Here is a 23,736-nt window from a genome sequence, read left to right on the forward strand (position 1 = left end):
CCATCGTCGGCGATCATCGCCCGGCACCACGCAACGCGGACCACGAAGACGCTGCAGACACGAGGCGCGGAGGTTCCGCTTATCAGCGGGCCTGCGCTCGGTCGCCATACACTCACGGCATGACCACACTGTCTGTCCGGCCACTGTTCCGCTCGCTTGTGCCGCTGAACCTCCGCACCGGCATTCTGCTGCTGGTCCTTTTCGGGCTGGCGCGCGTGGCCCTCGTTCTGCAGGCGAACGTGACCGGCAGCTATCAGGCGGTCAGCGTCGTGTTTGTGGCGATGATTGCGCTGCCGTGGATACTTCTGACCAAGGAAGGGCGTGAGCGCGTCGGCCTGGTCCGGCCGACGCGGCGACGCTGGATCGTGCCGGCCGCGATAGCCGGCGTTGCAATGGCCCTCGCAGGGCATTTCACGGCTGCCGCTGTGTGGGGTCACAGCATGTCCAATCCGTTCGCGTACATCGCGCTTTCGTATTCAAACGTGCCGGCCTCGCCCTCCGAGGACGACCGCCTGATCTATTTCATCATCTTCGCCGTTATCGGGATGCTTTTCAGCCCGATAGGCGAAGAGGTGCTGTACCGCGGGGTGGCCCACGAGAGTTTCGCCGCGGAACTCGGTGACCGGCGGGCAGCCCTCATCGACGCGGCAGCGTTCGCAGTCACCCATCTGGCGCACTTTGGGGTAGTGTTTGTGGCCGGCTCCTGGGCGTTCCTGCCACTCCCGGCGCTGTTCTGGGTGGCTGCGATGTTCGCGGTGTCCCTGGCGTTCTACGGCTTCCGGAAGCTCACGGGATCCTTGATCGGGGCAGTAGTTGCTCATGCCGGATTCAACCTCGCCATGAACTGGATCATCTTTTACGCGATCATGCCCTAACGATGACCGCGCCAGTGCGAAACCGCCGGAGGAGACAGGTCCGTCTGCTCAGCCTTGCGCAACGGTCGCGCGGCGGGTGCTGCGGCATCTGTCGCGGGTAGGATCGTGTGGTGAAAAAACAATCCTGCAGTTCCTGCGACTATGCCGTGTTCTTTGAAAACTCAGTCTGCCTGCATTGCGGGACGAACCTCGGCTACGCGCGGGAGCTCCGCGCCATCGTTGCAGTGGATGGGCAGGGGCGGTACAAGGACTCCTCAGGTACCGAGTGGTACATCTGCGCGAACCTGTTGCTCTCCGGCTGCACATGGCTTGCCCCGAAAATCGGCGGCCAGTGCTTCAGCTGTGACCTCACGCGGACACGTCCGAACGACAAAGACGCCAAGGGCCTTTCCCAGTTCATTGTGGCTGAGCGGGCCAAGCGTCAGCTTATCGCCGAGCTGGACGGGCTTGGCCTGCCAATCGTCACCCGAGCGGAAGATCCCAAGAAGGGCCTCGCCTTCGACCTGCTGTCCAGTGCCAACGAGAACGTGGTCATCGGTCATGCCGCCGGGATCATCACCATTGACCTTGCCGAGAGCGACGCCGCATACCGCGAAAGAATGCGCGCCCGGCTCGATGAGCCGTACCGGACGATGCTGGGTCATTTCCGGCACGAGGTGGGCCATTATTTTGAGGACGCGCTGGTCTTCAGCAATGACGAGCGGACCCGCGCGGCCCGGGATCTCTTCGGCGACGACACCAAGGACTATGAGGCAGAGATTGACCGCCACTACTCCGAGGGGGCCCCGGCGGACTGGGAAGAGCGCTACATCTCCCGTTACGCGACGATGCACGCGTACGAGGACTTTGCCGAGTCCTTTGCCCACTATCTGCATATCTGCGACACCATCGAAACCGCCCGGGAATTCGGCCTGGTGTCGAAGACGTCGGAGACCTCGTCTTTCCGCGCCCTCGTGGAAACCGAATGGCTGCCGCTCTCGATCGCACTGAACCAGGTCAACCGGAGCATGGGGAAGGACGATCTGTACCCCTTTGTCCTCCCCGGTGCGGTGAACGACAAACTCGAGTTCGTCCACGCGCTCCGCACTTCAGCGAAGGCCTCCGCCTAACGAACCGGCCGCCTCTGCCGACAGTAGGAGGAGAACACCCTTCCCTTGCTGAACCACGCTGAGCGGAACACGCTGAGCAGAAAAACAGAGCAGAATCGGCCCATGATCGTCGTCACACGCCTCAACGGAACGCGCTTCGCGGTCAATCCGGACCTGATCGAGCGTATCCACGAGAGCCCGGACACCCATCTGGTGACCCTCGACGGCGCCGCCTATGTGGTGCTGGAAAGCCTCGCGGAAGTGGTCGAACTTATTTCCGACTACCGGGCGTACGTCCTGAGTAAGGCGCGGGATTTTCCCGCCGTGACGGGATACCCATTGAGCCTTGTGCCGCCGTCGGACCCCGCGGACGACGGCCGCCGCCCCGCACCTGAGCCACCAAGAAAGTAATCCATGGATCCCGCAACAGTCATAGGACTGCTCCTCGCCTTTGGCTCCCTCATCGTTATGGTCCTCCTGGAAGGCGGCAGCCTTTCCTCACTGCTGCTGCCGGCCCCCATGATCCTCGTTTTCGGGGCCACCCTGGCCATCGGGCTTGCCGGCAATACGCTCAAAGACGTCATCCAGGCGTTCAAAGCCGTGCCGGGAATGTTCATCGGGAAAACCGCGAAGCCGCAGGACAGTATCGACCAGATGGTGCGGTTCGCGGAAAAGGCGCGCAGCGAGGGCCTGCTGTCCCTCGAGGAAGAAGCCGCCAGCGTCAACGATCCCTTCCTTGCCCGGGCCCTGCAGAACATCGCTGACGGCACCGACGCCGAAGACCTCCGGATGCAGATGGAAGACGAGATCGACACGAAGGCACGCAGCGACCACTCCAACTCGAAGTTCTTCGCGTCCCTGGGCGGCTACGCCCCCACCGTCGGCATCGTCGGAACCGTCGTGTCCCTGACCCACGTCCTGGAAAACCTGTCCAAGCCGGACGAGCTGGGGCACATGATTGCCGCAGCGTTCGTTGCCACCCTCTGGGGACTGCTGTCCGCCAACTTCATCTGGCTGCCCTTCAGCGGCCGCCTGGCGCGGCTGTCCGAACTGGACATCGAACGCCGGACGCTGCTAATGGAAGGGATGCTCGCCGTGCAGTCCGGCGCCCAGCCGCTGCTGCTCGCCGAGCGGCTCCGCTCCATGGTCCCCGAGCACCAGCTCAAGAGTTCCGGAGGCGGCCGCAAGGCGGCCGCCGACGACGCTGAAACGATGGACGCCGCCGCGTGAGTGGCCGCCGGCGCCCCCGCAAGAAACCCGAAGAGCACCACGTCGATGAACGCTGGATGGCGTCCTACATGGACATGGTCACGGTGCTTATGTGCCTTTTCATCGTCCTCTACGCCATGTCCACGGTGGACGCGAACAAGTTCGAGAAGCTCCGCAATTCCCTCGCCACCGGCTTCGGAGCCGTGGCGAGCGAAACAGTGGACACGGCCGAGGGCACGGTGGTCCCGCCGGAATTCGTGGACGAACAACTGGAAGCCTTCGCTGCGATGAAGGCGCAAGATTCAGCGGCGGCCCCCGATGCCCTCGCGGCGGCCCTCAAGGAAGTGGACCGGCTGCGTGCCTTGGAGGAGCAGATGAAGGCCGCCCTCGCGGCCGCCGGACTCAGCGAAAACGTTGAATTCCAGATCGACCAGCGTGGACTTACGGTGAAACTGGTCGGCTCCCAGACATTCTTCGCGCCGGACCGGCCGGAACTCACGGAACGGGCCTCTCAGGTCCTGACAATCATCTCGCCCATCCTCGGTCCGGCGGCCCTGGAGATCATGGTCGAAGGCCACGCGGCCAACGGCGTGACCGCCTACCCGTCCACCTGGGAGCTTTCCTCGGCCCGTGCCGTGAATGTCCTGCGCTATATGGTGGACCGCGGCGGGATCGCACCGGGAACCATCGGCGCCGTCGCCTTCGGCTCCGCGCGGCAGGTCAACGACGATTCCACGCCGGAGCTCATGGAGCTGAACCGCCGGGTGGACATCGTGATCATCTCGGACCAGCCCGACGTCGTCCGGGCACTGATTCCGGAAGTGCTGAAGCTCAGCGAAAAGTAGCGGCTGTATTGCCTGCAGTATTGCCACCTGTATTAACACTTGAATTGCCTGCGGCATACTGCTTACGCCACGCGATCCCTTGCCGATAGTGGCAACCGTGAGTGTTTTGGATGAGCGGGAAGTGGTGCGGGAGCGGACGGTAAGCGTCTACGACTTCCGGCGCCCCGCGACGCTCGCCCGCGAACACAGCCGCGTCCTGGAACTCGCCTTCGAAACTTACGCCCGCCAGTGGGGGACCCAGCTGACCGCCAAGGTCCGCGTCAAGTCCGTGGTGCGGCTCGAAGACGTCAGTATGCTCAGCTACGACGAATACGCCGCCTCGCTGCCCGCGGTCACCGCCATGGTGCTGTGCACGGTGGAGGGCCACGATTCCAAGCTCGTGGTGCAGTTCCCCGCCCCGGCCGCCCTCGGCTGGGTGAACCGGATGCTGGGCGCCTCGAACGATTCGCCCATGCCGGACCGCAAGTTCACCCAGATCGAACAGGCCCTCGTCAAAGGCCTCATGGACGAGGCCCTTGAAGACCTCGGCTACTCCCTGGGACCGTTGCTGAGCGAATCCGTCCGGGTGGACACCATCCAGTACAACTCCCAGTTCGCCCAGGCCGCAGCCCCCAGCGAACTGATGATCGTCGCGGCATTCACCATGAACGTCGGCGACATGAGCGCCCCCGCCACCCTGGCCGTCCCCGCGAGCATCCTGCTGGGCCGGCTCAAGAAGGTCAACCCGACCGACAACCGCGGGGACGCCGCAGCACGCGTCACCGCCCAACTGGAACGGGTTCCGGTGGAACTTTCCGTCCGGCTTTCGACGTCGTTCGTCACCCCCAGCCAGGTCCTGGGCCTCGCCGTGGGAGACGTTCTGACCCTGCCGCACCTGGAAAACCGTCCGTTTGACCTCACCCTGGACGGCACGCGGCTCGCCACTGCCGCCCCGGCCCGCAACGGGTCCCGCGCGGCCGCCGTCATTGTCACAATCGAGGAGAATCACCGATGAGCATCACCCTGACCAGGCACGAATCGTCGGCGGAACGGCTCGTTGAAGAACTGCCGAGCCCGGTTGCGCTCAAGGTGCTGGCTCTGGTGCCGGCCCGTGCCGCCGCGCCCTACGCCCGCCAGGCCGTTACCGCGACCTTCGTCGGCTCCGTCACCGCAGACCTCGCCCTGATGTTGAGCGACCGCACCTTCCTCGACGAAGCGGCAGGTGGCATGGCGGGGACCCAGACCGGCGTCGTCTCGGTGACCGATGTGCTGCGCCCCGCGATGGAAAGCGCCAGTTCCGTGTTCGGCGCCGGGGTCCTGAGCGACCTGCGCGAGTCCGATGCCTCCGGGCTGCTTTCGGACCCCGACACTGCTGTCTTCGAGCTTTCCGACGGCGCCAACGCCGCCGCCTGGTTCGCCGTCCGCCTCCGGGAGCACAGCACCAGCCAGGACCGCGCCGGGGACGTGTTCGCCGGCGGCGAGGCCGTGGCCGGCCGGCTTGGGCGGATCAACAACATCGAAATGGCCCTGACCGTGGAGATCGGCCGCACCCGGATGTCCGTGCGGGACGTGCTCTCGCTCGAACCGGGCAAGATTATTGAACTCGACCGCTCGGCCGGTGCCCCGGCAGATGTCCTGCTCAACGGCCGGCTGATCGCCCATGGCGAAGTGGTGGTTTTGGACCAGGACTACGCTGTTCGGATCACCCGCATCCTCGACGTTGCCGAGGGGCTCAGCTGAATGGACGCACTGATCCTCGGGCTGCGGGTATTCGTGGCCCTGGGCGCGGTGCTTGGCCTCATGTGGTTGCTGCAGCGCCGGCTCGGCAAGGGCACCGGACGGCGGCGGGCTGACCGTGCGCTGACCATTGTCAGCCGGCAGAGCGTCGGCCAGAAGGCCTCCGTGGTGGTGGTCGACGCCTCCGGGCAGCGCTTCCTGCTGGGCGTCACCGAACACGCCGTCAACGTCCTGCACACCGGCGACATCCCGGCAGAAGCCGAAGAGGCGTCGGTTCCTGAAACCCGCCGCGGAGCCGGCGAATTCGCCCGGATCCTTTCCGGGTTCGGCTCGCTTCCCAGCGGGCAGTCCAGCTTCGAGGAACTGCCCGGCGACGGCAGCGAAGACTCTGCCGGCTCCGGCCCCGGGAACGCCCCGCCGTCCCGCCGCAGCACCCTTCACAGGGACTCCCACGCGCGCGGGCCCGGGCTGCGCGGCAACGCGTCCGGCGCTGCCGGCCACCCGCCCCTGCACGGTTCGATCCTTGCCGGCTCCACGTGGAAGCAGGCCGCTGCCGCTCTCAGGAGCGGACGACGCAATTGAGCTCCCTGACTTTCCGCTCCGCCCCAGCAGTTCCGGCTGCCCCCACGCTCCCGCGCGTCGTTGCCGCTGAAACGGTCCGGCGGGGCTCCATCCGGCCGGCCCCGTTCCGATTTGGCAGGGCCCTGGTCCTGGGCCTTGCCGCCGTCCTCTTCGCGGTGCTGCTGTTGTGGCTGAACGCCTCGGCCGGCCACGCCGCCCCGATCGACCCCACCCCGCCGGTCGCCCCGACGGATCCGGCGAACCCCGGCGGCGGCAACGTCAACATCGAGATCAACGGACTCGACGGCAAACCGTCGACGGCGGTCCTGACCCTGATCGGCATCACCCTGCTCTCGGTGGCGCCGGCGCTGCTGCTGATGATGACGTCGTTCACGAAGATCTTCGTGGTCCTGGCGATGACGCGCAACGCACTGTCGCTGCCGTCCATCCCGCCGAACCAGGTCCTCGCCGGGCTGGCCCTGTTCCTCTCGATCTTCGTTATGTGGCCGGTCATTAACGAGATGAACACGATCGGGATCCAGCCCTACCTCAACGGCACCCTGGACTTCAACGGGGCCGTCGACGCTGCCAGCGGCCCGCTGCAGCAGTTCATGCTGGCCCACACCCGGGAAGAGGACATCGCCCTGATGTCCCGGGCCGCCGCGCAGGAGAACCCGGCCACGCCCGAGGCCGTTCCCATGCAGACCCTCATTCCGGCTTTTATGATTTCGGAACTGCGCGCCGCGTTCATCATCGGCTTCGTCATCTTCATTCCCTTCCTCGTGATCGACCTCGTGGTCTCCGCGGCCCTTATGTCCATGGGCATGATGATGCTCCCGCCGGTGATGATTTCACTGCCCTTCAAGATCCTGCTTTTCGTCCTCGTGGACGGCTGGGGCCTGATCATCACGTCCCTTATCCAAAGCTATGCAGGCACCGGATGAACGCCAACGCCGTCCTGGACATCTGCCTTCAGGCCATGATCGTCGCGGCCAAGCTCTCGGCCCCCGTGCTGGTGACAGCGCTCGTCGTCGGGCTTGCCATCGCGCTGCTGCAGTCCATCACGCAGCTGCAGGAAGCCACCCTGTCCTTCGTGCCCAAGGCCGCGGCCGTCGCCGTCGCCCTGGTGATCTGCGGCCACTGGATGATCTCGGAGATGGTCGCCTTCACCAACGATCTGTTCGCCAAGATCCCGGCGCTGCTCGGAGGCCTGTGAGGTGGGCATACCGATCGACCCGACGTGGCTGGAAGCGGTTCTGCTGGCCACAGTCCGGATGACGGCTTTCCTGATCGTGGCACCGCCCTTCGCGTCACAGGCCTTCCCGGGCCGCGTGAAGGCCATGCTCGGGCTGGGGCTCGGCCTGGCCGTCTCCCAGTGGGTGTCCGCCGGCTACACACCGCGGGACACGGCCGGCTTCATCACGGGCGTGGTCCTCGAGCTGGTCACCGGGTTGGCTCTGGGTTTCCTGGTGCTGGTGATCTTCTCCGCCGTCCAGTCCGCCGGCAGCCTGATCGACCTCTTCAGCGGATTTCAGCTGGCCCAGAGCTTTGACCCCCAGATGAACGTCAACGGCGCCCAGTTCACCAGGCTGCTGCAGATGGCTGCGCTGGCCTTGCTGTTCGCCTCCGACGGCTACCAGCTGGTCATTACCGGGCTCACGGGCAGCTTCGTGGCACTGCCCCTGGCCGGCGGCATCGATCTGGCCCAGCCGGTCCAGGCCATGACGTCGGCGGTCACCGGCATGTTCCTCGCCGCTGTCCAGATCGCCGGGCCGCTCGTGGTGGTCTTGTTCCTCGCCGACGTCGGGCTGGGCCTGCTGACCCGCGTGGCCCCGGCACTCAACGCCTTCTCCCTCGGCTTCCCGCTCAAGATCCTGATGACGCTGATGCTGGCCGGGTTTATGTTCCTGGCGCTTCCCAGAATCGTCTCCAGCCTCGCCAACCAGGCCGCCAAGACAGTGCTGGGGGTGGGCTGATGTCGGATTCACAGGAGAAAACCGAGGAAGCCACCGACAAACGGATGAAAGAGGTCCGCTCCAAGGGCCAGCTTTCCCGTTCCCAGGACCTCACCGCGTGGGTCGGCGTCGGAGCCGCCGCCATCATGATTCCGGCCACCGTCGAACGCGCCTCGAACGCCGCCACGGACCAGCTCTTCAGCGTCCGCGGCATTGTCGCGGCCCCGGACCCGGGCAAGGCCGTCAAGGCCCTGGAGGACGGGCTCGCCTCCATGGCCGGGATCGTCGGCCCCATGCTGATTGTGGTGTTCATCGTGGTCCTCGCCGGGTCCGCGCTGCAGGGCGGCGTGCACATGAAGAAATTCAAGCTGGACTTCGAGCACTTCAAACTTCTCGAGGGCCTGAAGCGCGTTTTCGGCACCCAGGCGATCTGGGGCGGCGTCAAGGCCTTGCTGAAGGCCAGTGTGGTGGGGCTGGTCCTCTACGGCGTCGTGCAAGGGTTGGTTCCGGTGCTGCTGACGGCCGGGGGAATGCCCGTCTCGGGTGTCGTGCAGGCCGCGGGAGGCGGCATCGCCTCGCTGGTCCAGTTTGCCGTGGCGGCCGGCATCGTGCTGGCGGCGGCGGACTTCTTCGTCGTGATGCGCCGCAACCGCAAGAAGACCAGGATGTCCAAGAAGGAAGTCCAGGACGAGAACAAGAGCAGCGAAGGCGACCCGCTGATCCGCTCGCAGCGGCGGGCCCGGCAGATGGCGATGAGCCGGAACCGCATGATCGCCGCGATCGGGGACGCCGACGTCGTGCTGGTCAACCCCACACACTTCGCCGTGGCGCTCAAATACGAACCCGGAAAGTCCGCCCCCCGCGTGGTGGCCAAGGGCGCCGGCCACATCGCGGTCAGGATCAGGGAAGAGGCCGAGGCGAAGAACGTGCCGATGGTCCAGGACATTCCGCTGACCCGGGCCCTGCACAGCGCCTGTGACTTGGGCCAGGAGATCCCGGTGGATTTCTACCGTGCGGTGGCCGGCGTCCTGGCCTTCGTGATGTCGCTCAAGGCCCGCGGCGCCGCCCGCGGCATGCACCGGATGGCCGCTGCCCTATGAAAACTGCTCCAACCAGCGTCTGTGAAAGGACCGCACCATGAAGAAGCTCGCCCCGCTGACAGTGCCGATCGGCATCGTCGGCATTGTGCTGCTGCTGATTGTTCCGGTGCCGGCGCCGCTGCTGGACGTCCTCATCGTCTGCAATATCCTGCTGGCGCTCCTGGTCCTGCTGACCAGCATGTTCGTGAAGAAACCGCTGGATTTCTCCGTTTTCCCGTCACTCCTGCTGGTCGCTACCCTCTTCCGGCTGGGCCTGAATGTCGCCTCCACCCGGCTGATCCTGGGGGAGGGGCACGCCGGACAGGTCATCGAGGCGTTCGGCCAGGTGACCGTGGGTGGCTCCATGATCATCGGCGCCGTCGTGTTCCTCATCCTTGTCGTCATCCAGTTCGTGGTTGTCACCAAGGGTGCGGAGCGCGTGGCCGAAGTCGGTGCCCGATTCACCCTCGACGCGATGCCGGGCAAGCAGATGGCGATCGACGCCGACCTCAACGCCGGGCTCATCACGGACACCCAGGCCCGCGAACGCCGCGCCGAAGTCTCGGCCGAGGCCGACTTCTACGGCGCCATGGACGGCGCCTCGAAGTTCGTCAAGGGCGATGCAATCGCCGGGCTCATCATCATCATCATCAACTTCGTCGGCGGCATCGCGATCGGCATGCTGCAGCGCGGCATGGAGATCGGCGACGCCGTGAACACCTTCGGCATCCTGACCATGGGCGACGGCCTCGTGACCCAGATCCCGGCCTTGCTGATGGCCGTCTCCACCGGCATGATCGTGACCCGTTCCAACGCGGAATCCGACATGGGCCGCACGGCCTCCACCCAGTTGATGCAGTCGCCCAACGCGCTGATGATCGCCGGCGTCGCCGCCGTCGCGATGGCGCTCATCCCCGGCATGCCGCCGCTGCCGTTCATCCTGGTCGGCGTCGGCCTGATCTTCGCGTCCCGCCGGATCGCCGCGCAAAAGGCGCAGGAGGCAAAGACCCTGGACGCCGAGGCCAGCGCCCTGAACTTCCCGGAAATGGATCCGAACGAGAAGCTGCTCGAGGACATGCGCGTCCATCCGGTGGAGATCCTGCTCGCCCCCGACCTCGTGGATATGGTCTCCGGCGCCTCCGACGACCTGCTGGCCCGGGTGAGGTCCCTGCGGCACAAGATTGCCATGGAGCTGGGCCTGGTCATCCCGCCCGTCCGCACCAGGGACAGCGTGGACCTGCCCCCGGCGAGCTACTCGATCCGGATCGCCGGAGTCGAAGCGGGCGCCGGCACCGCCCCCAGCGGCCAGATGCTGGCCCTGGGCGACAGCCTCGACTCGCTCCCCGGCATCGCAATGATTGAGCCCGTGTTCGGGCTGGCCGGGAAATGGATCCCGGCGGAAATGCGGCACAACGCGGAGATGACCGGCGCCACCGTGATCGACCGCGTCTCGGTCCTGGTCACGCACCTGTCCTCGATCGTCACGGCCAACGCCGCCCGGCTGTTGTCCCGCGAGGACGTCCGGGTCCTGACCGAGGGAGTGCGGAAGCAGAGCCCCTCCGCCGTCGACGAACTCACGCCCGCCCTGCTCTCCCTCGCCGAGCTGCAGCGCGTTCTCCAGGGCCTGCTGGATGAGCAGGTGCCCATCAACGACCTGGCCAGGATCTACGAGGCGCTCACCCTCCGCGCGAAGGTCTCCACCGACCCGGAATCGCTGGTCGAATCCGCGCGGCAGGCCCTCGGCCCGGCGCTGACGGCCAAGTTCATGGACGGCCCGGTGCTGAACGTGATCATGATCGACCCCGTCCTGGAACAACACATGCTCGAGGACATGCGGCCCGCCGAGGGCGGCAGCCAGATCGTGATGAACCAGGACAGGCTCGACACCGTCCTCCGCTCGGTGCGTTCCGCCGTCGACTCCGCAGCGGGCGCCAACCGACCGGCCGTGCTGGTCTGCGCGCCTGCGCTCCGCCCCGCCATCCGCCGCCTCGTGGGAGCGCAGCCTGGCTCGGTGCCGGTACTCTCTTACCGCGAAGTCACTTCAGCCAACGTCCGGATCGAAACAGTAGGAGTCGTTCGCCATGCAGAACCGCTTTCGGCTTAAGGGCGCCTCCCTGGAGGAGATCCGTCGCAAGGCGGAACAGCAGCACGGCCCCGCGGCGCGCATCGTCTCGGCGGAACGGGTGATCAGCCCAGGGATCGCCGGACTCTTCGCCGGCGACCGGTACGAGGCGATCGTCGAGGTGGTGACGGGGCATGAGGTGGTCACCGGTGAGGTGGTTCCCGATCCCGACATCCTGGCCGAGGCTGACGCGCCGGCGGCACCGTCGGCGGAGGCTGCAAAGCCCGCGGGGGCTGCGCCCGCCCACGACTTGAAAGGCGCCGCAATTGCGGCCCTGCTCGAGGAAGCCGACGCTGCAGAACTGAGCCTGCACCGCCCCGGCAACCCCGGCCTCTCGACGGAGTCCCCGGACTTCGCTGAACTGCTCGAACAGCTCGGCACCGGGCTGCGCGGCCCTGCCGCCGCCCCGGGTGTCCCGGGCAGCCGCAACCGGCAGGGCTCCGGAACGGCCACTGCCCCGGCCCTTGGCGCCACTACCGAACTGACGGCCGGCGCTGCGGCTCCGGCAGCACCGGCGCCCGCCCCGGCCCAGGCGCTCGAGTCCGTGCCGGTGCCGCTGAGCGGTACCGGTGATCTGGTGGTCCTGGTCGGGCTCGACGACGACGCGCTGGACACGGCCCTGGCGATGTCCACGGCCGCCGGCGGCGCCGATGTGCGCACGGCTGGCAAGCTGTCCGCTTATGGCCATCTGCACGTGGAAGGACGCCAGGGCGCGACGGCGGCCCGCGCCCACGCCGTGATGACGGACCAGACCGTGCTGGTGGCCTTCGGCCTCGGGAAGGCCCGCGATGCCCTCGCCCGGCTCCAATCCGTCGCCGCGCTCTCCGCCGACCAGCTGTGGGTAGTGGTCGACGCCGGACGCAAACAGGAGGACTCGGCGCGCTGGGTCGGCGTGCTCGCCGCGCAACTCGACATCACCGCGGTAGCGGTTGTCGGGGCGGCGGAGACCGCCACCCCGGAAACCGTCAACACGCTTGGACTGCCGGTGGGTTGGATCGACTCCGGCCAGGCCCGTGCGGCCAGGATCTGAGATGGGCACGATCCAGGCACCAGCAGCAGGATTCGTCGGCAGCTCAGCACAGCGAAGGGTAGATTGAGAGGATGCTGGTACTTACACGCAAGCCGGGCGAACAGATCATGATCGGCGACGGGATCGTCATCACGGTTCTGGAAGGCCGCGGCGACGGTGTTCGGATAGGCATTGAGGCGCCCCGCGGGGTGCCGATCCAGCGCCGGGAAGTCATCGAGGCCATTGCCGCGGCGAACCTGGCGGCAGCTGAAGCGGGCGCGGAATCCGGCCCGGACACGGAAGACGCGCTGCGCGGGCTCCTGCCGCCGTCGGCCCCAGCCCCCGCCGCGGACTGAGTGCCGGGACGGGAACCCGGTCAGCCGCGGTTGCCGCCGAGGTATTGGTCCAGGAGGGGCTGTTTGGTCCGGCGGGTGACTGCCAGGGCGCGCTCAATGTTCCCCGCCGTCGTCAGCTGATCAAGAACCCCGGCGGTGTCCGCCGGCAAAGAGGCGGCGTCGCCGTTGCGTGGACCGGCGGACGCGCCGGACGCCACTGGACGGTTCAGGTTGCGCAGCGTGTCCTCGCTGGTCCGGGCGGCATCGTCGAGCTGCCGGACCAAAGCGCGCAGACCTTCCAGATGATCCTCCAGGACTCCGGCCCAGGCTCCGGGCGGCGCCCCCGCGACGAGTTCATTCAGGGTCGCCTGGGCGGGCAACCCCCACTCGGCCGCCACCGCCGCCGACTCGACACTCCGGGCCAGCGCTTCAAAGCGCAGCCGGTCAAGGACGCTCTCCACTTCGGAGGCAGTGAAGCTCAGCCACTGCAGGTTGCCGGCCAAGACATGGAGACGCTGCGTCTCCAGCCTGAATAAGAGCAATTCCAGCTGCCGGCGCTCCTGCCAGAGAGCCGCCGAAAGATCACCTGCACCCATGGGCCCCATTCCCCTTGCCGCCCCCGGCCGAGAAGCCTTACCGCATTTTCAGCCAAGCTTTTCCCTGAGGTTACACGCAGAGCGGGGATCAGGTGATAGGTTTCGTTCTGGGTGCTGCGCCCGGGTTTTGAACACCGACTTCCATGGGGGGAGCACGGGGCCCATTTCGGGTGCGGCTCTCGGTCTTTTAAGGCTGCCGGATCCTGTCTCATGGGGGGACATTCTATTGAATCGCGTGGAACGCAACGAGATGGTCACACAGCATCTTCCGCTGGTGGGCTACCTCGTCTCAGACTTGTGCTCAAAGGCGTCACACCTTTCTCGCGATGACCTGGCGTCGGCGGGCGCCATTGCCCTGATCACCTCGGCGGACTCCTTCGACCCGGACCTCGGTGTGCCGTTCGGTGCTTTCGCGCGCCGGCGGATCCTGGGTGCCTTTGCCGACGAGATGCGGGCCAGCGACTGGGCCACCCGCTCGGCGCGGCGCCGGATCAAAGAAACGATGTCGGTCCAGGAAACCCTCGCCGCAGCCCTCGGGCGCACCCCCAGCGTCGACGAGATTGCCGCGGCCCTCGGTGTCCAGCAGAGCGTCGTCGAGGCAGCCCTCGCCGATGCCTCCCGGACCCTGACGCCCCTGGATGAAGCCGTCGTTGACACGTTGGCCGCCGAGACCCTGACCCCTGAACACTCCGTACTCGCGGACGAGCGGCTCCAGTACCTCCGCGCGGCGGTGAAGTCCCTCCCCGAGCGGATGCGCTACGTCGTCGAGGAGATCTACTTTGGCGACCGGACCGTCAAGGACCTGGCCGCGGAACTTGGATCCACCCACGCGGCGGTCTCCCAGCAGCGCGCCGAGGCCATCCGGCTTATGCGTGACGGCCTGACCGCGCACTATTCGGACGATCCGGGGCAGGGCTTCGAGCCCCAGTCGCGGATCACCCCGAAACGCCGAAACGACTACCTCGCCCAACTGGCAGAAACCACCACGGGCGGCATTACGCGGGCGATCTTCCCGCAGGGGCCGGTGCTCAACCAGGCGGTCTGAGCGGTTCCGCACGTCCTCCCCGGCAGGTAGTAAGCCGACTTAGTAAGCTGACCGAGAAATTCTACCCGGGGCGTCGCCGTCCCTCCATGCTCTGGGGTAGCGTCGGTAGCATCGAATCCAGCGATATCGACCGCAATAGCGGCTTGGTAAAAGCGGATTCTACAGTCGCGCAACGGTATCGGACTTACTCAGGAGGACGCATGAAAGCATCACCAACGCTCACGACGAACCTGCAGGCAGTGCTCGTGGACCTGATCGAACTTCACGTTCAGGGCAAGCAGGCGCACTGGAACATCGTCGGGACGAACTTCCGGGACCTCCACCTGCAGCTGGATGAGATCATAGACGCCGCGCGCGCCTTCGCGGATGACCTGGCGGAGCGCATGCGTGCCCTGCACGCCCTCCCGGACGGCCGCAGCTCCACGGTGTCCAAGTCCACCTCTCTCGCCGAATTCCCGGCGGGCCTGATCAACACGAAGGACGCCATCGAGCGGATCGTCGCCGCCCTCGAGGCCGCCGTCGGAACCATGCGCAAGGTTCACGACGAAGTGGACGAAGAGGACCCCACGACGGCGGACCTGCTGCACGAGTTCATCGCCAAGTTTGAGCAGTACGCGTGGATGGTCAACGCCGAGACGATGCGGGCCAACGCCAGCGTCACCACGGCGGACAGCAAGTAGCAGCCGCCAGCATTTTCAGCGCCCGGCGCCGGTTCCCACCGACGCCGGGCGCTCGGCATTTAATCCCCCCGGGTTACCGCGCCGTTGGCACTTTCCGAAGGACGACGGCGGCGAGGACTGACGCCCCCGCCATCAGGACCAGCGCGATGGCTGCCGTGATGTGGACGCCCGAGTCGAAGGCGGCGCGGGCTGCGGTCATTACTGCGTCCGCCAGCGGTCCCGGGAGAGCCTGGGCCAGCTCCACGGCCCCGGCAAGGGTCTCGCCGGCCTGGGCAGACGCCTCGGCGGGGGCGCTCTCGGCGACGGCAGCGGGCAACCGGAGATTGCCCTGGTAGGAGGCCGTCAGAATCGAGCCCAGGATAGCGGTGCCGAGGAGGGATCCGATTTCGTAGCCCGTCTCGGAAATTGCCGCCGCCGCGCCGGATTTCTCCGCGGGGGCGGCGCCCAGGATCAGGTCGTTGGAAATGGTTTCCGCAGCCCCCACACCGAGGCACAGCACCAGCAGGGCCGCCAGCAGCAGCGCGGGGCCGTTGCCGTGATCGCCGAAGGCCACCAGGAAGTAGCCCGCGGCACTCAGGAGCAGCCCGCCGGCCACCACGAAACCGGGCCGGACCTTTTTCACCAGCGGGACCACCAGCAGGCCGGCCGCCACGGTGGCGATCAGGGCGGGAACCATGGCGACGCCGGATTCCGAGGGGGACTGCCCCTCGAGCAACTGCAGGTGCTGCGCGAGGAAAAGGATGAAGCCGTTGAAGGAGAACAGTGCCAGCACGTTCGCGATGATGGCGGTGCTGAAGACCCGGTTGCCGAAGAGGCTGATATCCAGCAGCGGAGCGGTGCGGTTCCGTACCGGACGGCTTTGTGCCGGACCGGCCTGCAGGAGGTGCCGCTGGCGCCGGATGAAGACGTAGCCCATCAGCAGGCCAAAGCCGATGGCGGCCAGCGGTTCCGCGGCCGGTCCGTGGGTGGCCAGGATCTTGATGCCGTAGACCACGGGCACCATCACCATCAGGGACAGGACGATGCTGGGCACGTCCACGCGGCCCGGGTTCGGGTCGCGGGATTCCGGGATCAGGGCCGGACCCAGGACCAGCAGCGGGAGGATGATCGGCACGGCGACCAGCAGGACAGCGCCCCACCAGAAGTGCTCCACCAGCCAGCCGCCGAAGATCGGGCCCAGCGCGGCGCCGCCGGAGAAGCCGGCGGCCCAGATGGCCACGGCCAGCCGGCGCCGGTTGGGCTCGGGGAAGATGTTGCGGATCAGGGACAGGGTGGAGGGCATCAGCATGGCGCCGAAGAATCCCAGCCCTGCGCGTCCGGCGATCAGCCATTCGGCGCTGGGGGCGAAGGCGGTGACCGCCGAGACGGCAGCGAAACCCGTGCTGCCGATGAAGAGCAGCCGGCGGCGGCCGATCCTGTCCCCGAGGCTGCCCATGGCCACGAGAAGACCGGCCAGGACCAGTGGATAGGCGTCGACAATCCAGAGCAGCTCAACTCCGGTGGCGTCGAGGCTGCGCGCGATGGCCGGTAGCGCAAAGGTCAGGGCCGTGTTGTCGACGGCCACGAGCAGCACGGGAAACATCAACAGCGCCAGCGCCAGCCAGTCGCGCCACGGGGCACGCGGTGCATGGCTGGTTGTTGCCCCGGCGGCGGACTTGCCAAGTGCTCCGGCGCTGCTGCGGGTGAAGGAAGTGTTGCTCATGGCTTAACTGTACCGTCTGGACGGTATAGTTAAGAAATGAAACCCCCGCCAGGAGGCATGATAGGACGCATGGCCAGAAAACCCGTCGCCCGCGAAGCCGTCCTCGACGCGTTCGAATCCCTGCTGATAGAAGAGGGCGAGCGTGCCGCGACGCTGGATGCCGTGGCCCGGCTGGCCGGCGTCTCCAAGGGCGGGCTGCTGTACCACTTCCCCAACAAGGAAGCGATGATCTCCGTCCTGCTGGAACGGCTGGACCGGCTGCTCGCCGAGGACCTCGCTGCCATGGCGGCCGCCCCCGAAGGCGCTGCGGCGTTCTTCATCAAGTCCTCGGTCTGGGCTGACACGCCGCTGGACCGGGTCTTCGTCGCCGCCACCAGGCTCGCCGAAGTGGCCCACCAGGAAACCTTGCGGCGGATGGCCGCCGTGCAGGCGTCATGGCTGGAACTGCTGGCGGCCGACGTCGGCCCCGCCATGGCCAAGCCGGTCCTCTATATGGGGGACGGGCTGTATTTCAATGCCATGCTGGCCCGTGGGCCGGGCGGATCGCTGCCGGAGGTCGGCCCCGACGTCGAAAGCCTCCTCACTGCCCTCGAACGTCTCCGCGGCTAGGCCTGCGGCGGCCCGTCCGCCTACCGTCTGCGGTCCCGGCGCGTAACTCTCGCGGGCGACCCGTCGCTGGTTTGCGGACGCGGGCCGGGCGTAGGACAATGAGAGCTGTGACTGTTGTCACGCCAAGTTAATATGCCTTTGATCTGCGGCGGGAGAGTTCTGCTTGTAGGTACAAGCAGGCGCCGTAGGAGCAAATCCTCCCCAGGAATCTCTCAGGCCCATGTACCGCCGCGGCAAGGCAACTCTGGAAAGTAGCAGGCTGTCTTCTGACATGCTGTGCTCACCGACGGTGCAAGCGGAGCCATGCGAGAGCACGGCTGCGCGGAAACTCTCAGGTCCAATACAGAGCGGGGAGGAACCCGAATCAATGTGGCGTACCCTGCGCCGCCTTAGTTATGGAGTTCCTTGTGACTGTTACCTCAGCCTCCACGTCCTTCGTTGACCGGCACATCGGCGCCCGCCGTGAGTCCGACGTCGACGCCATGCTGAAGGCTGTCGGCTATGACACCGTCGACGCCCTCGTGGACACCGCCGTTCCGAAGGACATCCGCCAGGACTCCCCGCTCTCGCTCGGCGCAGCGCTTAGCGAAGTCGAGGTCCTCGCCGAACTGCGCCAGCTGGCCGCGAAGAACAAGACCGCGGTCCAGATGATCGGCCAGGGCTACTACGACACGGTCACCCCGGCCGTCATCCGCCGGAACATCCTCGAGGCCCCGGCCTGGTACACGGCCTACACGCCGTACCAGCCGGAAATTTCCCAGGGCCGGCTCGAGGCGCTGCTGAACTTCCAGACCATGGTCCAGGACCTCGTGGGCCTGCCGATCGCCAACGCGTCGCTGCTGGACGAAGCCACCGCCGTCGCCGAGGCCGTGCTGATGATGCGCCGCGCCAACAAGAACAAGGCCGCCCACGACGGCAAGACCGTCCTCGACGCCGACTGCCTCCCGCAGACCATCGCGATCGTCCAGGGGCGCGCCGAGGCCCTCGGCTTTGAGGTGGAGGTCGCCGACCTCTCCAAGGGACTGCCCGACGGCGTCATCAACGGCGTCGTCCTCCAGCAGCCCGGCGTCTCCGGGCGCGTGTTCGACCACAGCGCCGTCATCGCCGAGGCCAAGGAACGCGGTGCCCTCGTCACGGTCGCCGCCGACCTCCTCTCCCTGACCCTGATCACGTCCCCGGGCGAGCAGGGCGCGGACATCGCCGTCGGCTCCGCCCAGCGCTTCGGCGTCCCGCTGTTCTTCGGCGGCCCGCACGCCGCCTACATGGCGGTCCAGAAGGGCCTCGAACGGTCCATGCCCGGCCGCCTCGTCGGTGTCTCCAAGGACAACGCCGGCGTTCCGGCCTACCGCCTCGCGCTGCAGACCCGCGAGCAGCACATCCGCCGCGAGAAGGCCACCTCCAACATCTGCACCGCCCAGGCGCTGCTGGCCATCGTGTCCTCGTTCTACGCCGTCTACCACGGCCCGGACGGGCTGAAGGCGATCGCCGAGACCGTCCACGGCCACGCCAGGACCATCGCCGCCTCCCTGAAGGATGCCGGCCTGAACGTGCTTCACACGTCGTTCTTCGACACCGTGACCGTCTCGGTGCCCGGCAAGGCCGCCGAAATCGTCGCGGCAGCCGACGCCAAGGGCATCAACCTGCGTTCCATCGACGCCGACACGGTCGGCATCTCCGCCGATGAGGCCACGACGGCGGCCATAGTCGCCGACGTCGTCGCCGCCTTTGGGGCTAGCGTCGCAGACAGTGACGCCGGCTTCTCCCTGGACTCGGCCGTCGAGCGCACCTCCGATTACCTCCAGCACCCGGTGTTCAACACCCACCGCTCCGAAACCCAGCTGCTGCGCTACATCCGCCGCCTCTCGGACCGCGACCTCGCCCTGGACCGCACCATGATTCCGCTGGGCTCCTGCACCATGAAGCTGAACGCCACCGCGGAGATGGAAGCCATCTCCTGGCCGGAATTCGCCTCCATCCACCCCTTCGCCCCGGAATCCCAGACTGCGGGCTGGCGTGAACTGATCGAGGACCTCGAGGCCCAGCTGACCGAGATCACCGGCTACGACCAGGTCTCCATCCAGCCCAACGCCGGCTCCCAGGGCGAGCTCGCCGGCCTGCTGGCCATCCGCGGCTACCATCTCTCCCGCGGTGACGAGCAGCGCAACGTCTGCCTGATCCCGGCCTCGGCGCACGGCACGAACGCGGCCTCGGCCGTGCTCGCCGGCATGAAGGTCGTCGTCGTCGCCACCGCCCCGGACGGCACGATCGACCACGCCGACCTGCAGGCCAAGATCGAGCTGCACAAGGACGCCCTGTCCTGCATCATGATCACCTACCCGTCCACCCATGGTGTGTACGACGCCGACGTCCGCGAGGTCTGCGACGCCGTCCACGCCGCCGGCGGCCAGGTCTACATCGACGGCGCCAACCTCAACGCCCTCGTCGGCCTGGCCCAGCCCGGCCTGTTCGGCGGCGACGTTTCGCACCTGAACCTGCACAAGACCTTCTGCATCCCGCACGGCGGCGGCGGCCCCGGCGTCGGCCCGGTCGCAGCCCGGGCACACCTGGCACCGTTTATGCCCGGCAACGCAGCGGATCCGGCCAACGGCGAAACCGGCACGCCGATCTCCGCCTCCCGCTACGGCTCGGCCGGTGTGCTGCCGATCTCCTGGGCGTACGTGAAGCTCATGGGCGGCCAGGGACTGACCGAGGCCACCAAGTCGGCGCTGCTCGCGGCCAACTACATCGCGGCCCGCCTGAACGACTTCTTCCCGGTGCTCTACACCGGCGAAGGCGGACTCGTGGCCCACGAATGCATCCTGGACCTGCGCGAACTCACTGCCAAGACCGGCGTCACCGCCGAGGACGTCGCCAAGCGCCTCATCGACTACGGCTTCCACGCGCCCACCCTCGCGTTCCCGGTAGCGGGCACCCTGATGGTCGAACCCACCGAGTCCGAGGACCTCGGCGAGATCGACCGCTTCATCACGGCGATGATCGCCATCCGCGCCGAGATCGACCAGGTGGCCCACGGCGACTTCACCGTGGAGCACAGCCCGCTGCGCAACTCACCGCACACCGCCGCCGCTGTCATCAGCACCGACTGGGCGCGCGAATACCCGCGCGAACAGGCCGTCTTCCCGGTCCACACGCTCCGCCAGGACAAGTACTTCCCGCCGGTCGGCCGGATCGACGGCGCCGCCGGGGACCGCAACCTGATCTGCTCCTGCCCTCCCCTCGAAGCCTTCGAGGACCACTCCGACGACTCCGCCAACTGAAGGACAGCCAACGATGACTGAGAACTACACGGCCCTTTACGAAGAGCACAAGAAGCTCGGCGCCTCCTTCACGGACTTCGGCGGCTGGCAGATGCCGCTGAAGTACAGCTCCGAACTCGCCGAGCACCACGCCGTCCGCAAGTCCGCGGGCCTGTTTGACCTCTCCCACATGGGAGAAGTCTGGGTCACCGGCCCCGACGCCGCAGCCTTCCTGGACTACGCCCTCGTCGGCAAGATCTCCGCGATGACGGTCGGCAAGGCCAAATACTCGCTGATCTGCAACGAGGACGGCGGCATCATCGACGACCTCATCACCTACCGGCGTCCCGCGGCGGCCGACGGCACTGACAAGTTCCTCGTGGTCCCCAACGCGGGCAACGCCAAGGTTGTGGCCGCGGCCCTGGCCGAGCGGGCGGGTTCTGGCTCGGAAGGCGGATTCGACGTCACCGTCGAGGACGCGTCCGCCGAAATCTCGCTGATCGCCGTGCAGGGGCCCAAGGCCGAGGAGATCCTGCTGCGCCTGGTCCCCGCCGCGCAGCACGAGCTCGTCACCGGGCTGAAGTACTACGCCGCCGTCGAAGTGCCGTTCATGTTCGGCGGCGCCAGCCAGGACCTCCTGCTGGCCCGCACGGGCTACACCGGCGAAGACGGGTTCGAAATCTTTGTCGCCAACGACGACGCCGCCGCCCTCTGGCAGGCGCTTGTCGCCATCGCCGAAGATGGCGAACTGACCGCTGCCGGGCTCGCGTCCCGCGACTCGCTCCGCCTCGAGGCCGGCATGCCGCTCTACGGCAACGAGCTCTCCCTCGACGGCGACCCGTACGCCGCCGGGCTGGGCCCGATCGTCGCGCTGTCCAAGGAAGGCGACTTCGTCGGCAAGGCCGCCCTGGCCGCGAAGAAGGAAGCCGGCGCCGGAGCCACCACGGGCCGCAAGCTCGTGGGCCTCAAGGGCCTCGGACGCCGGGCCGGCCGCGGCCACTACCCGGTCCTCAAGGACGGCAACACCGTCGGCGAAGTCACGTCCGGCCAGCCCAGCCCAACCCTCGGCTACCCGGTCGCAATGGCCTACGTCGACGTCGAGTTCACCGAACCCGGCACCGCCCTGGACATCGACCTCCGCGGCAAGGCCGAGCCCTTCGAAGTTGTGGCACTGCCTTTCTACAAGCGCGTCAAGTAGTCCCGCGGGTCCGGTCCCGGCCTGAGCGCCTCAGCGGTGCCCGGGACCGGGGCCGACCAGCCCCAGTTTTCACGCGTGCTCGCTCGTTCTCCCCACCGTCTCCCTAACCTCGCAAGCTCGGCCAGGGAACCCGGACGGCGGGGCCCCACGCTTAGACGCACGCTTTCGAAAACCGCGGCCAGCCGGCCCCTCGTGGACGCCTCACCTTTTAGGACAACCGACCACAACACGACCAACAGCAACCAGCGCTTTCGAAAGCCAAGGGTGCTGGGGGATGAACCGCCTACCGAGGTCGGCTTGTCACAACGGTGCGCTAGGGCAAGCTCGATCATTGGGGGTTGAGCTTGATGGCACCCTTGAAGCCTGAGAGAAGCCCGTCCCTAGAAGAATACGAACGGCCACTGTTCTTTCCGGAGAACCGCTGGCCCCTAGAACTGAACTGGATATGAGCGGTGGGGGCTCGGCATCCGGAAGCGTGCGTCTAAGGGAGCGTCGCGTCCGCTCAGCGGGCGCTTTCGCGACCGAGCACGCGGAGGATGGCGACCCCCGCCGCGTAACCCAGCCACAATTGATGTAGCCCACCACTCTTCAAACGCAAAGGAAAAACAAATGGCAAGAGTTGCCCCTGAACTGCAGTACTCCGACGAGCACGAGTGGGTTGCGCGGGAGGCCGGGAACGTTGTGTCCATCGGCATCTCCGCCGTCGCCACCGACGCCCTCGGCGACATCGTCTACGTGGACCTGCCCGAGGTTGGCGCCACTGTGACCGCGGGGGAGACCTGCGGCGAGGTCGAGTCGACCAAGTCCGTCTCGGACCTGTACTCGCCCGTCACGGGTGAGGTCACCGAGATCAACCCCGCCGTCGTCGACGACCCCGCGCTGATCAACAGCGACCCCTACGGCGCCGGCTGGCTCTTCAAGGTAGCCGCCGAATCGGACGGCCCGCTGCTCTCCGCGCAGGAGTACGCATCCAAGAACGGCGGCGAACTGTGAGCCCTTCAGTAACTGAAACCAGCTTCGAGCAGGTAGTCTCCCCGTCCCTGGACGCGAACCTGTCCGCACTGGATCCGGAGATCGCCGCGAAGATCGACGCCGAGCTGACCCGCCAGCGGGACGGCCTGGAGATGATCGCCTCGGAGAACCACACGGCCAAGGCCGTCATGCAGGCGCAGGGCTCCGTCCTGACCAACAAGTACGCCGAGGGCTACCCGGGCAAGCGCTACTACGGCGGCTGCGAACACGTCGACGTCATCGAGCAGCTCGCCATCGACCGGGTCAAGGCCCTGTTCGGCGCCGAGTACGCCAACGTCCAGCCGCACTCCGGCGCGCAGGCCAATGCCTCCGTGATGCACGCCCTGATCCGTCCGGGCGATACCATCATGGGCCTGAACCTGGCCCACGGCGGGCACCTCACCCACGGCATGAAGATCAACTTCTCCGGCCGCCTCTACAACGTCATCCCGTACCAGGTCCGCGAAGAGGACCACCGGATCGACATGGCCGAGGTGGAGCGCCTGGCCCAGGAGCACAAGCCGCAGCTGATTGTTGCCGGCTGGTCCGCGTACGCCCGGCAGCTGGACTTCGCCGAGTTCCGCCGGATCGCCGACTCCGTCGGGGCCTACCTGATGGTGGACATGGCCCACTTCGCCGGGCTCGTCGCCGCCGGGCTGCACCCCTCCCCGGTGCCGCACGCCCACGTCACCACCTCCACCACGCACAAGACCCTCGCCGGTCCGCGCGGCGGCATCATCCTCTCCAACGACGCCGACATCGCCAAGAAGATCAACTCGGCCGTGTTCCCCGGCCAGCAGGGCGGCCCGCTGGAGCACGTCATCGCCGGCAAGGCCGTGGCCTT

General features: G+C 67.1%; 24 protein-coding genes and 2 riboswitches. Of the genes, 22 read left to right on the top strand and 2 right to left on the bottom strand.

Features of this window, described 5'->3' with window-relative positions; all coding sequences use genetic code 11:
• Positions 1–119: 119 nt before the first annotated feature.
• The 15 genes from AC1DF4_RS18075 (at position 120) to AC1DF4_RS18145 (ending at position 12,815) form a co-directional block, all read left to right on the top strand.
• Positions 120–875, top strand: a complete 756-nt coding sequence (locus tag AC1DF4_RS18075) for a lysostaphin resistance A-like protein (RefSeq protein ID WP_476914163.1) — start codon at positions 120–122, stop codon at positions 873–875.
• A gap of 110 nt (positions 876–985) precedes the next feature.
• Complete coding sequence (locus tag AC1DF4_RS18080; protein ID WP_476914164.1) at positions 986–1,984, top strand: zinc-binding metallopeptidase family protein; 999 nt, start codon at positions 986–988, stop codon at positions 1,982–1,984.
• A 102-nt stretch (positions 1,985–2,086) separates the two neighbouring features.
• Positions 2,087–2,374, top strand: a complete 288-nt coding sequence (locus AC1DF4_RS18085; RefSeq protein WP_476914165.1) for a flagellar FlbD family protein — start codon at positions 2,087–2,089, stop codon at positions 2,372–2,374.
• A 3-nt stretch (positions 2,375–2,377) separates the two neighbouring features.
• Positions 2,378–3,193, top strand: a complete 816-nt coding sequence (locus AC1DF4_RS18090; RefSeq protein WP_476914166.1) for a motility protein A — start codon at positions 2,378–2,380, stop codon at positions 3,191–3,193.
• Positions 3,190–4,017, top strand: a complete 828-nt coding sequence (locus AC1DF4_RS18095; protein ID WP_476914167.1) for an OmpA/MotB family protein — start codon at positions 3,190–3,192, stop codon at positions 4,015–4,017. Before AC1DF4_RS18090 ends, AC1DF4_RS18095 begins: the two co-directional genes overlap by 4 nt.
• A gap of 97 nt (positions 4,018–4,114) precedes the next feature.
• The gene (locus AC1DF4_RS18100; RefSeq protein ID WP_476914168.1) at positions 4,115–5,011 is read left to right on the top strand and encodes a flagellar motor switch protein FliM; all 897 of its coding nucleotides are present in this window, start codon (positions 4,115–4,117) and stop codon (positions 5,009–5,011) included.
• Complete coding sequence (gene fliN, locus AC1DF4_RS18105; RefSeq protein ID WP_476914169.1) at positions 5,008–5,736, top strand: flagellar motor switch protein FliN; 729 nt, start codon at positions 5,008–5,010, stop codon at positions 5,734–5,736. The genes AC1DF4_RS18100 and fliN overlap by 4 nt, the downstream gene beginning before the upstream one ends.
• The gene (gene fliO, locus AC1DF4_RS18110; protein ID WP_476914170.1) at positions 5,737–6,315 is read left to right on the top strand and encodes a flagellar biosynthetic protein FliO; all 579 of its coding nucleotides are present in this window, start codon (positions 5,737–5,739) and stop codon (positions 6,313–6,315) included.
• Between the two features lie 89 nt (positions 6,316–6,404).
• Positions 6,405–7,238: a flagellar type III secretion system pore protein FliP gene (gene fliP, locus AC1DF4_RS18115; RefSeq protein ID WP_476914182.1), complete on the top strand. Its 834-nt coding sequence runs from the start codon at positions 6,405–6,407 to the stop codon at positions 7,236–7,238.
• Positions 7,235–7,510, top strand: a complete 276-nt coding sequence (gene fliQ / locus AC1DF4_RS18120; protein WP_224048616.1) for a flagellar biosynthesis protein FliQ — start codon at positions 7,235–7,237, stop codon at positions 7,508–7,510. The genes fliP and fliQ overlap by 4 nt, the downstream gene beginning before the upstream one ends.
• Before the next feature lies 1 nt (position 7,511).
• Complete coding sequence (locus tag AC1DF4_RS18125; RefSeq protein ID WP_441404975.1) at positions 7,512–8,270, top strand: flagellar biosynthetic protein FliR; 759 nt, start codon at positions 7,512–7,514, stop codon at positions 8,268–8,270.
• A complete protein-coding gene (locus tag AC1DF4_RS18130; RefSeq protein ID WP_476914171.1) occupies positions 8,270–9,349 on the top strand; it encodes an EscU/YscU/HrcU family type III secretion system export apparatus switch protein in 1,080 nt (359 codons plus the stop codon). Before AC1DF4_RS18125 ends, AC1DF4_RS18130 begins: the two co-directional genes overlap by 1 nt.
• Before the next feature lie 37 nt (positions 9,350–9,386).
• A complete protein-coding gene (locus AC1DF4_RS18135) occupies positions 9,387–11,432 on the top strand; it encodes a flagellar biosynthesis protein FlhA (RefSeq protein WP_476914172.1) in 2,046 nt (681 codons plus the stop codon).
• A complete protein-coding gene (locus AC1DF4_RS18140; RefSeq protein ID WP_476914173.1) occupies positions 11,410–12,480 on the top strand; it encodes a hypothetical protein in 1,071 nt (356 codons plus the stop codon). Before AC1DF4_RS18135 ends, AC1DF4_RS18140 begins: the two co-directional genes overlap by 23 nt.
• A 71-nt stretch (positions 12,481–12,551) precedes the next feature.
• The gene (locus tag AC1DF4_RS18145) at positions 12,552–12,815 is read left to right on the top strand and encodes a carbon storage regulator (RefSeq protein ID WP_441404971.1); all 264 of its coding nucleotides are present in this window, start codon (positions 12,552–12,554) and stop codon (positions 12,813–12,815) included.
• 20 nt (positions 12,816–12,835) lie between these two features.
• Here AC1DF4_RS18145 and AC1DF4_RS18150 read toward each other — a convergent pair whose 3' ends face one another.
• Complete coding sequence (locus AC1DF4_RS18150) at positions 12,836–13,297, bottom strand: hypothetical protein (protein WP_476914174.1); 462 nt, start codon at positions 13,295–13,297, stop codon at positions 12,836–12,838.
• A 319-nt stretch (positions 13,298–13,616) separates the two neighbouring features.
• Between AC1DF4_RS18150 and AC1DF4_RS18155 the strand changes: the two genes are divergently transcribed.
• Positions 13,617–14,435, top strand: coding sequence for a sigma-70 family RNA polymerase sigma factor (locus tag AC1DF4_RS18155; protein WP_441404969.1), 819 nt, complete (start codon positions 13,617–13,619; stop codon positions 14,433–14,435).
• A 200-nt stretch (positions 14,436–14,635) separates the two neighbouring features.
• Positions 14,636–15,115 carry a Dps family protein gene (locus AC1DF4_RS18160; RefSeq protein WP_441404968.1) on the top strand — a complete coding sequence of 160 codons (480 nt, stop codon included), beginning with the start codon at positions 14,636–14,638 and terminating at the stop codon, positions 15,113–15,115.
• A 73-nt stretch (positions 15,116–15,188) separates the two neighbouring features.
• Here the strand turns inward: AC1DF4_RS18160 and AC1DF4_RS18165 are convergent, their stop codons facing one another.
• A complete protein-coding gene (locus AC1DF4_RS18165; RefSeq protein ID WP_476914175.1) occupies positions 15,189–16,817 on the bottom strand; it encodes an MFS transporter in 1,629 nt (542 codons plus the stop codon).
• A gap of 69 nt (positions 16,818–16,886) precedes the next feature.
• On the opposite strand from AC1DF4_RS18165, the gene AC1DF4_RS18170 reads away from it, so the two are divergent.
• The 5 genes from AC1DF4_RS18170 to glyA all read left to right on the top strand — a co-directional run.
• A complete protein-coding gene (locus AC1DF4_RS18170) occupies positions 16,887–17,426 on the top strand; it encodes a TetR/AcrR family transcriptional regulator (RefSeq protein ID WP_476914176.1) in 540 nt (179 codons plus the stop codon).
• A 139-nt stretch (positions 17,427–17,565) separates the two neighbouring features.
• A riboswitch (glycine riboswitch) is annotated at positions 17,566–17,664 on the top strand.
• 1 nt (position 17,665) lies between these two features.
• Positions 17,666–17,782: riboswitch (glycine riboswitch) on the top strand.
• A gap of 39 nt (positions 17,783–17,821) precedes the next feature.
• Positions 17,822–20,704: an aminomethyl-transferring glycine dehydrogenase gene (gene gcvP / locus AC1DF4_RS18175; RefSeq protein ID WP_476914177.1), complete on the top strand. Its 2,883-nt coding sequence runs from the start codon at positions 17,822–17,824 to the stop codon at positions 20,702–20,704.
• 13 nt (positions 20,705–20,717) lie between these two features.
• The gene (gene gcvT / locus AC1DF4_RS18180) at positions 20,718–21,881 is read left to right on the top strand and encodes a glycine cleavage system aminomethyltransferase GcvT (RefSeq protein ID WP_476914178.1); all 1,164 of its coding nucleotides are present in this window, start codon (positions 20,718–20,720) and stop codon (positions 21,879–21,881) included.
• Between the two features lie 609 nt (positions 21,882–22,490).
• Positions 22,491–22,874: a glycine cleavage system protein GcvH gene (gene gcvH / locus AC1DF4_RS18185; protein WP_441404963.1), complete on the top strand. Its 384-nt coding sequence runs from the start codon at positions 22,491–22,493 to the stop codon at positions 22,872–22,874.
• A partial coding sequence (gene glyA, locus AC1DF4_RS18190; protein ID WP_476914179.1) for a serine hydroxymethyltransferase occupies positions 22,871–23,736 on the top strand: 866 nt, incomplete at its 3' end. The genes gcvH and glyA, both read left to right, overlap by 4 nt.

The organism is Arthrobacter sp. 05N429, from assembly GCF_056397045.1.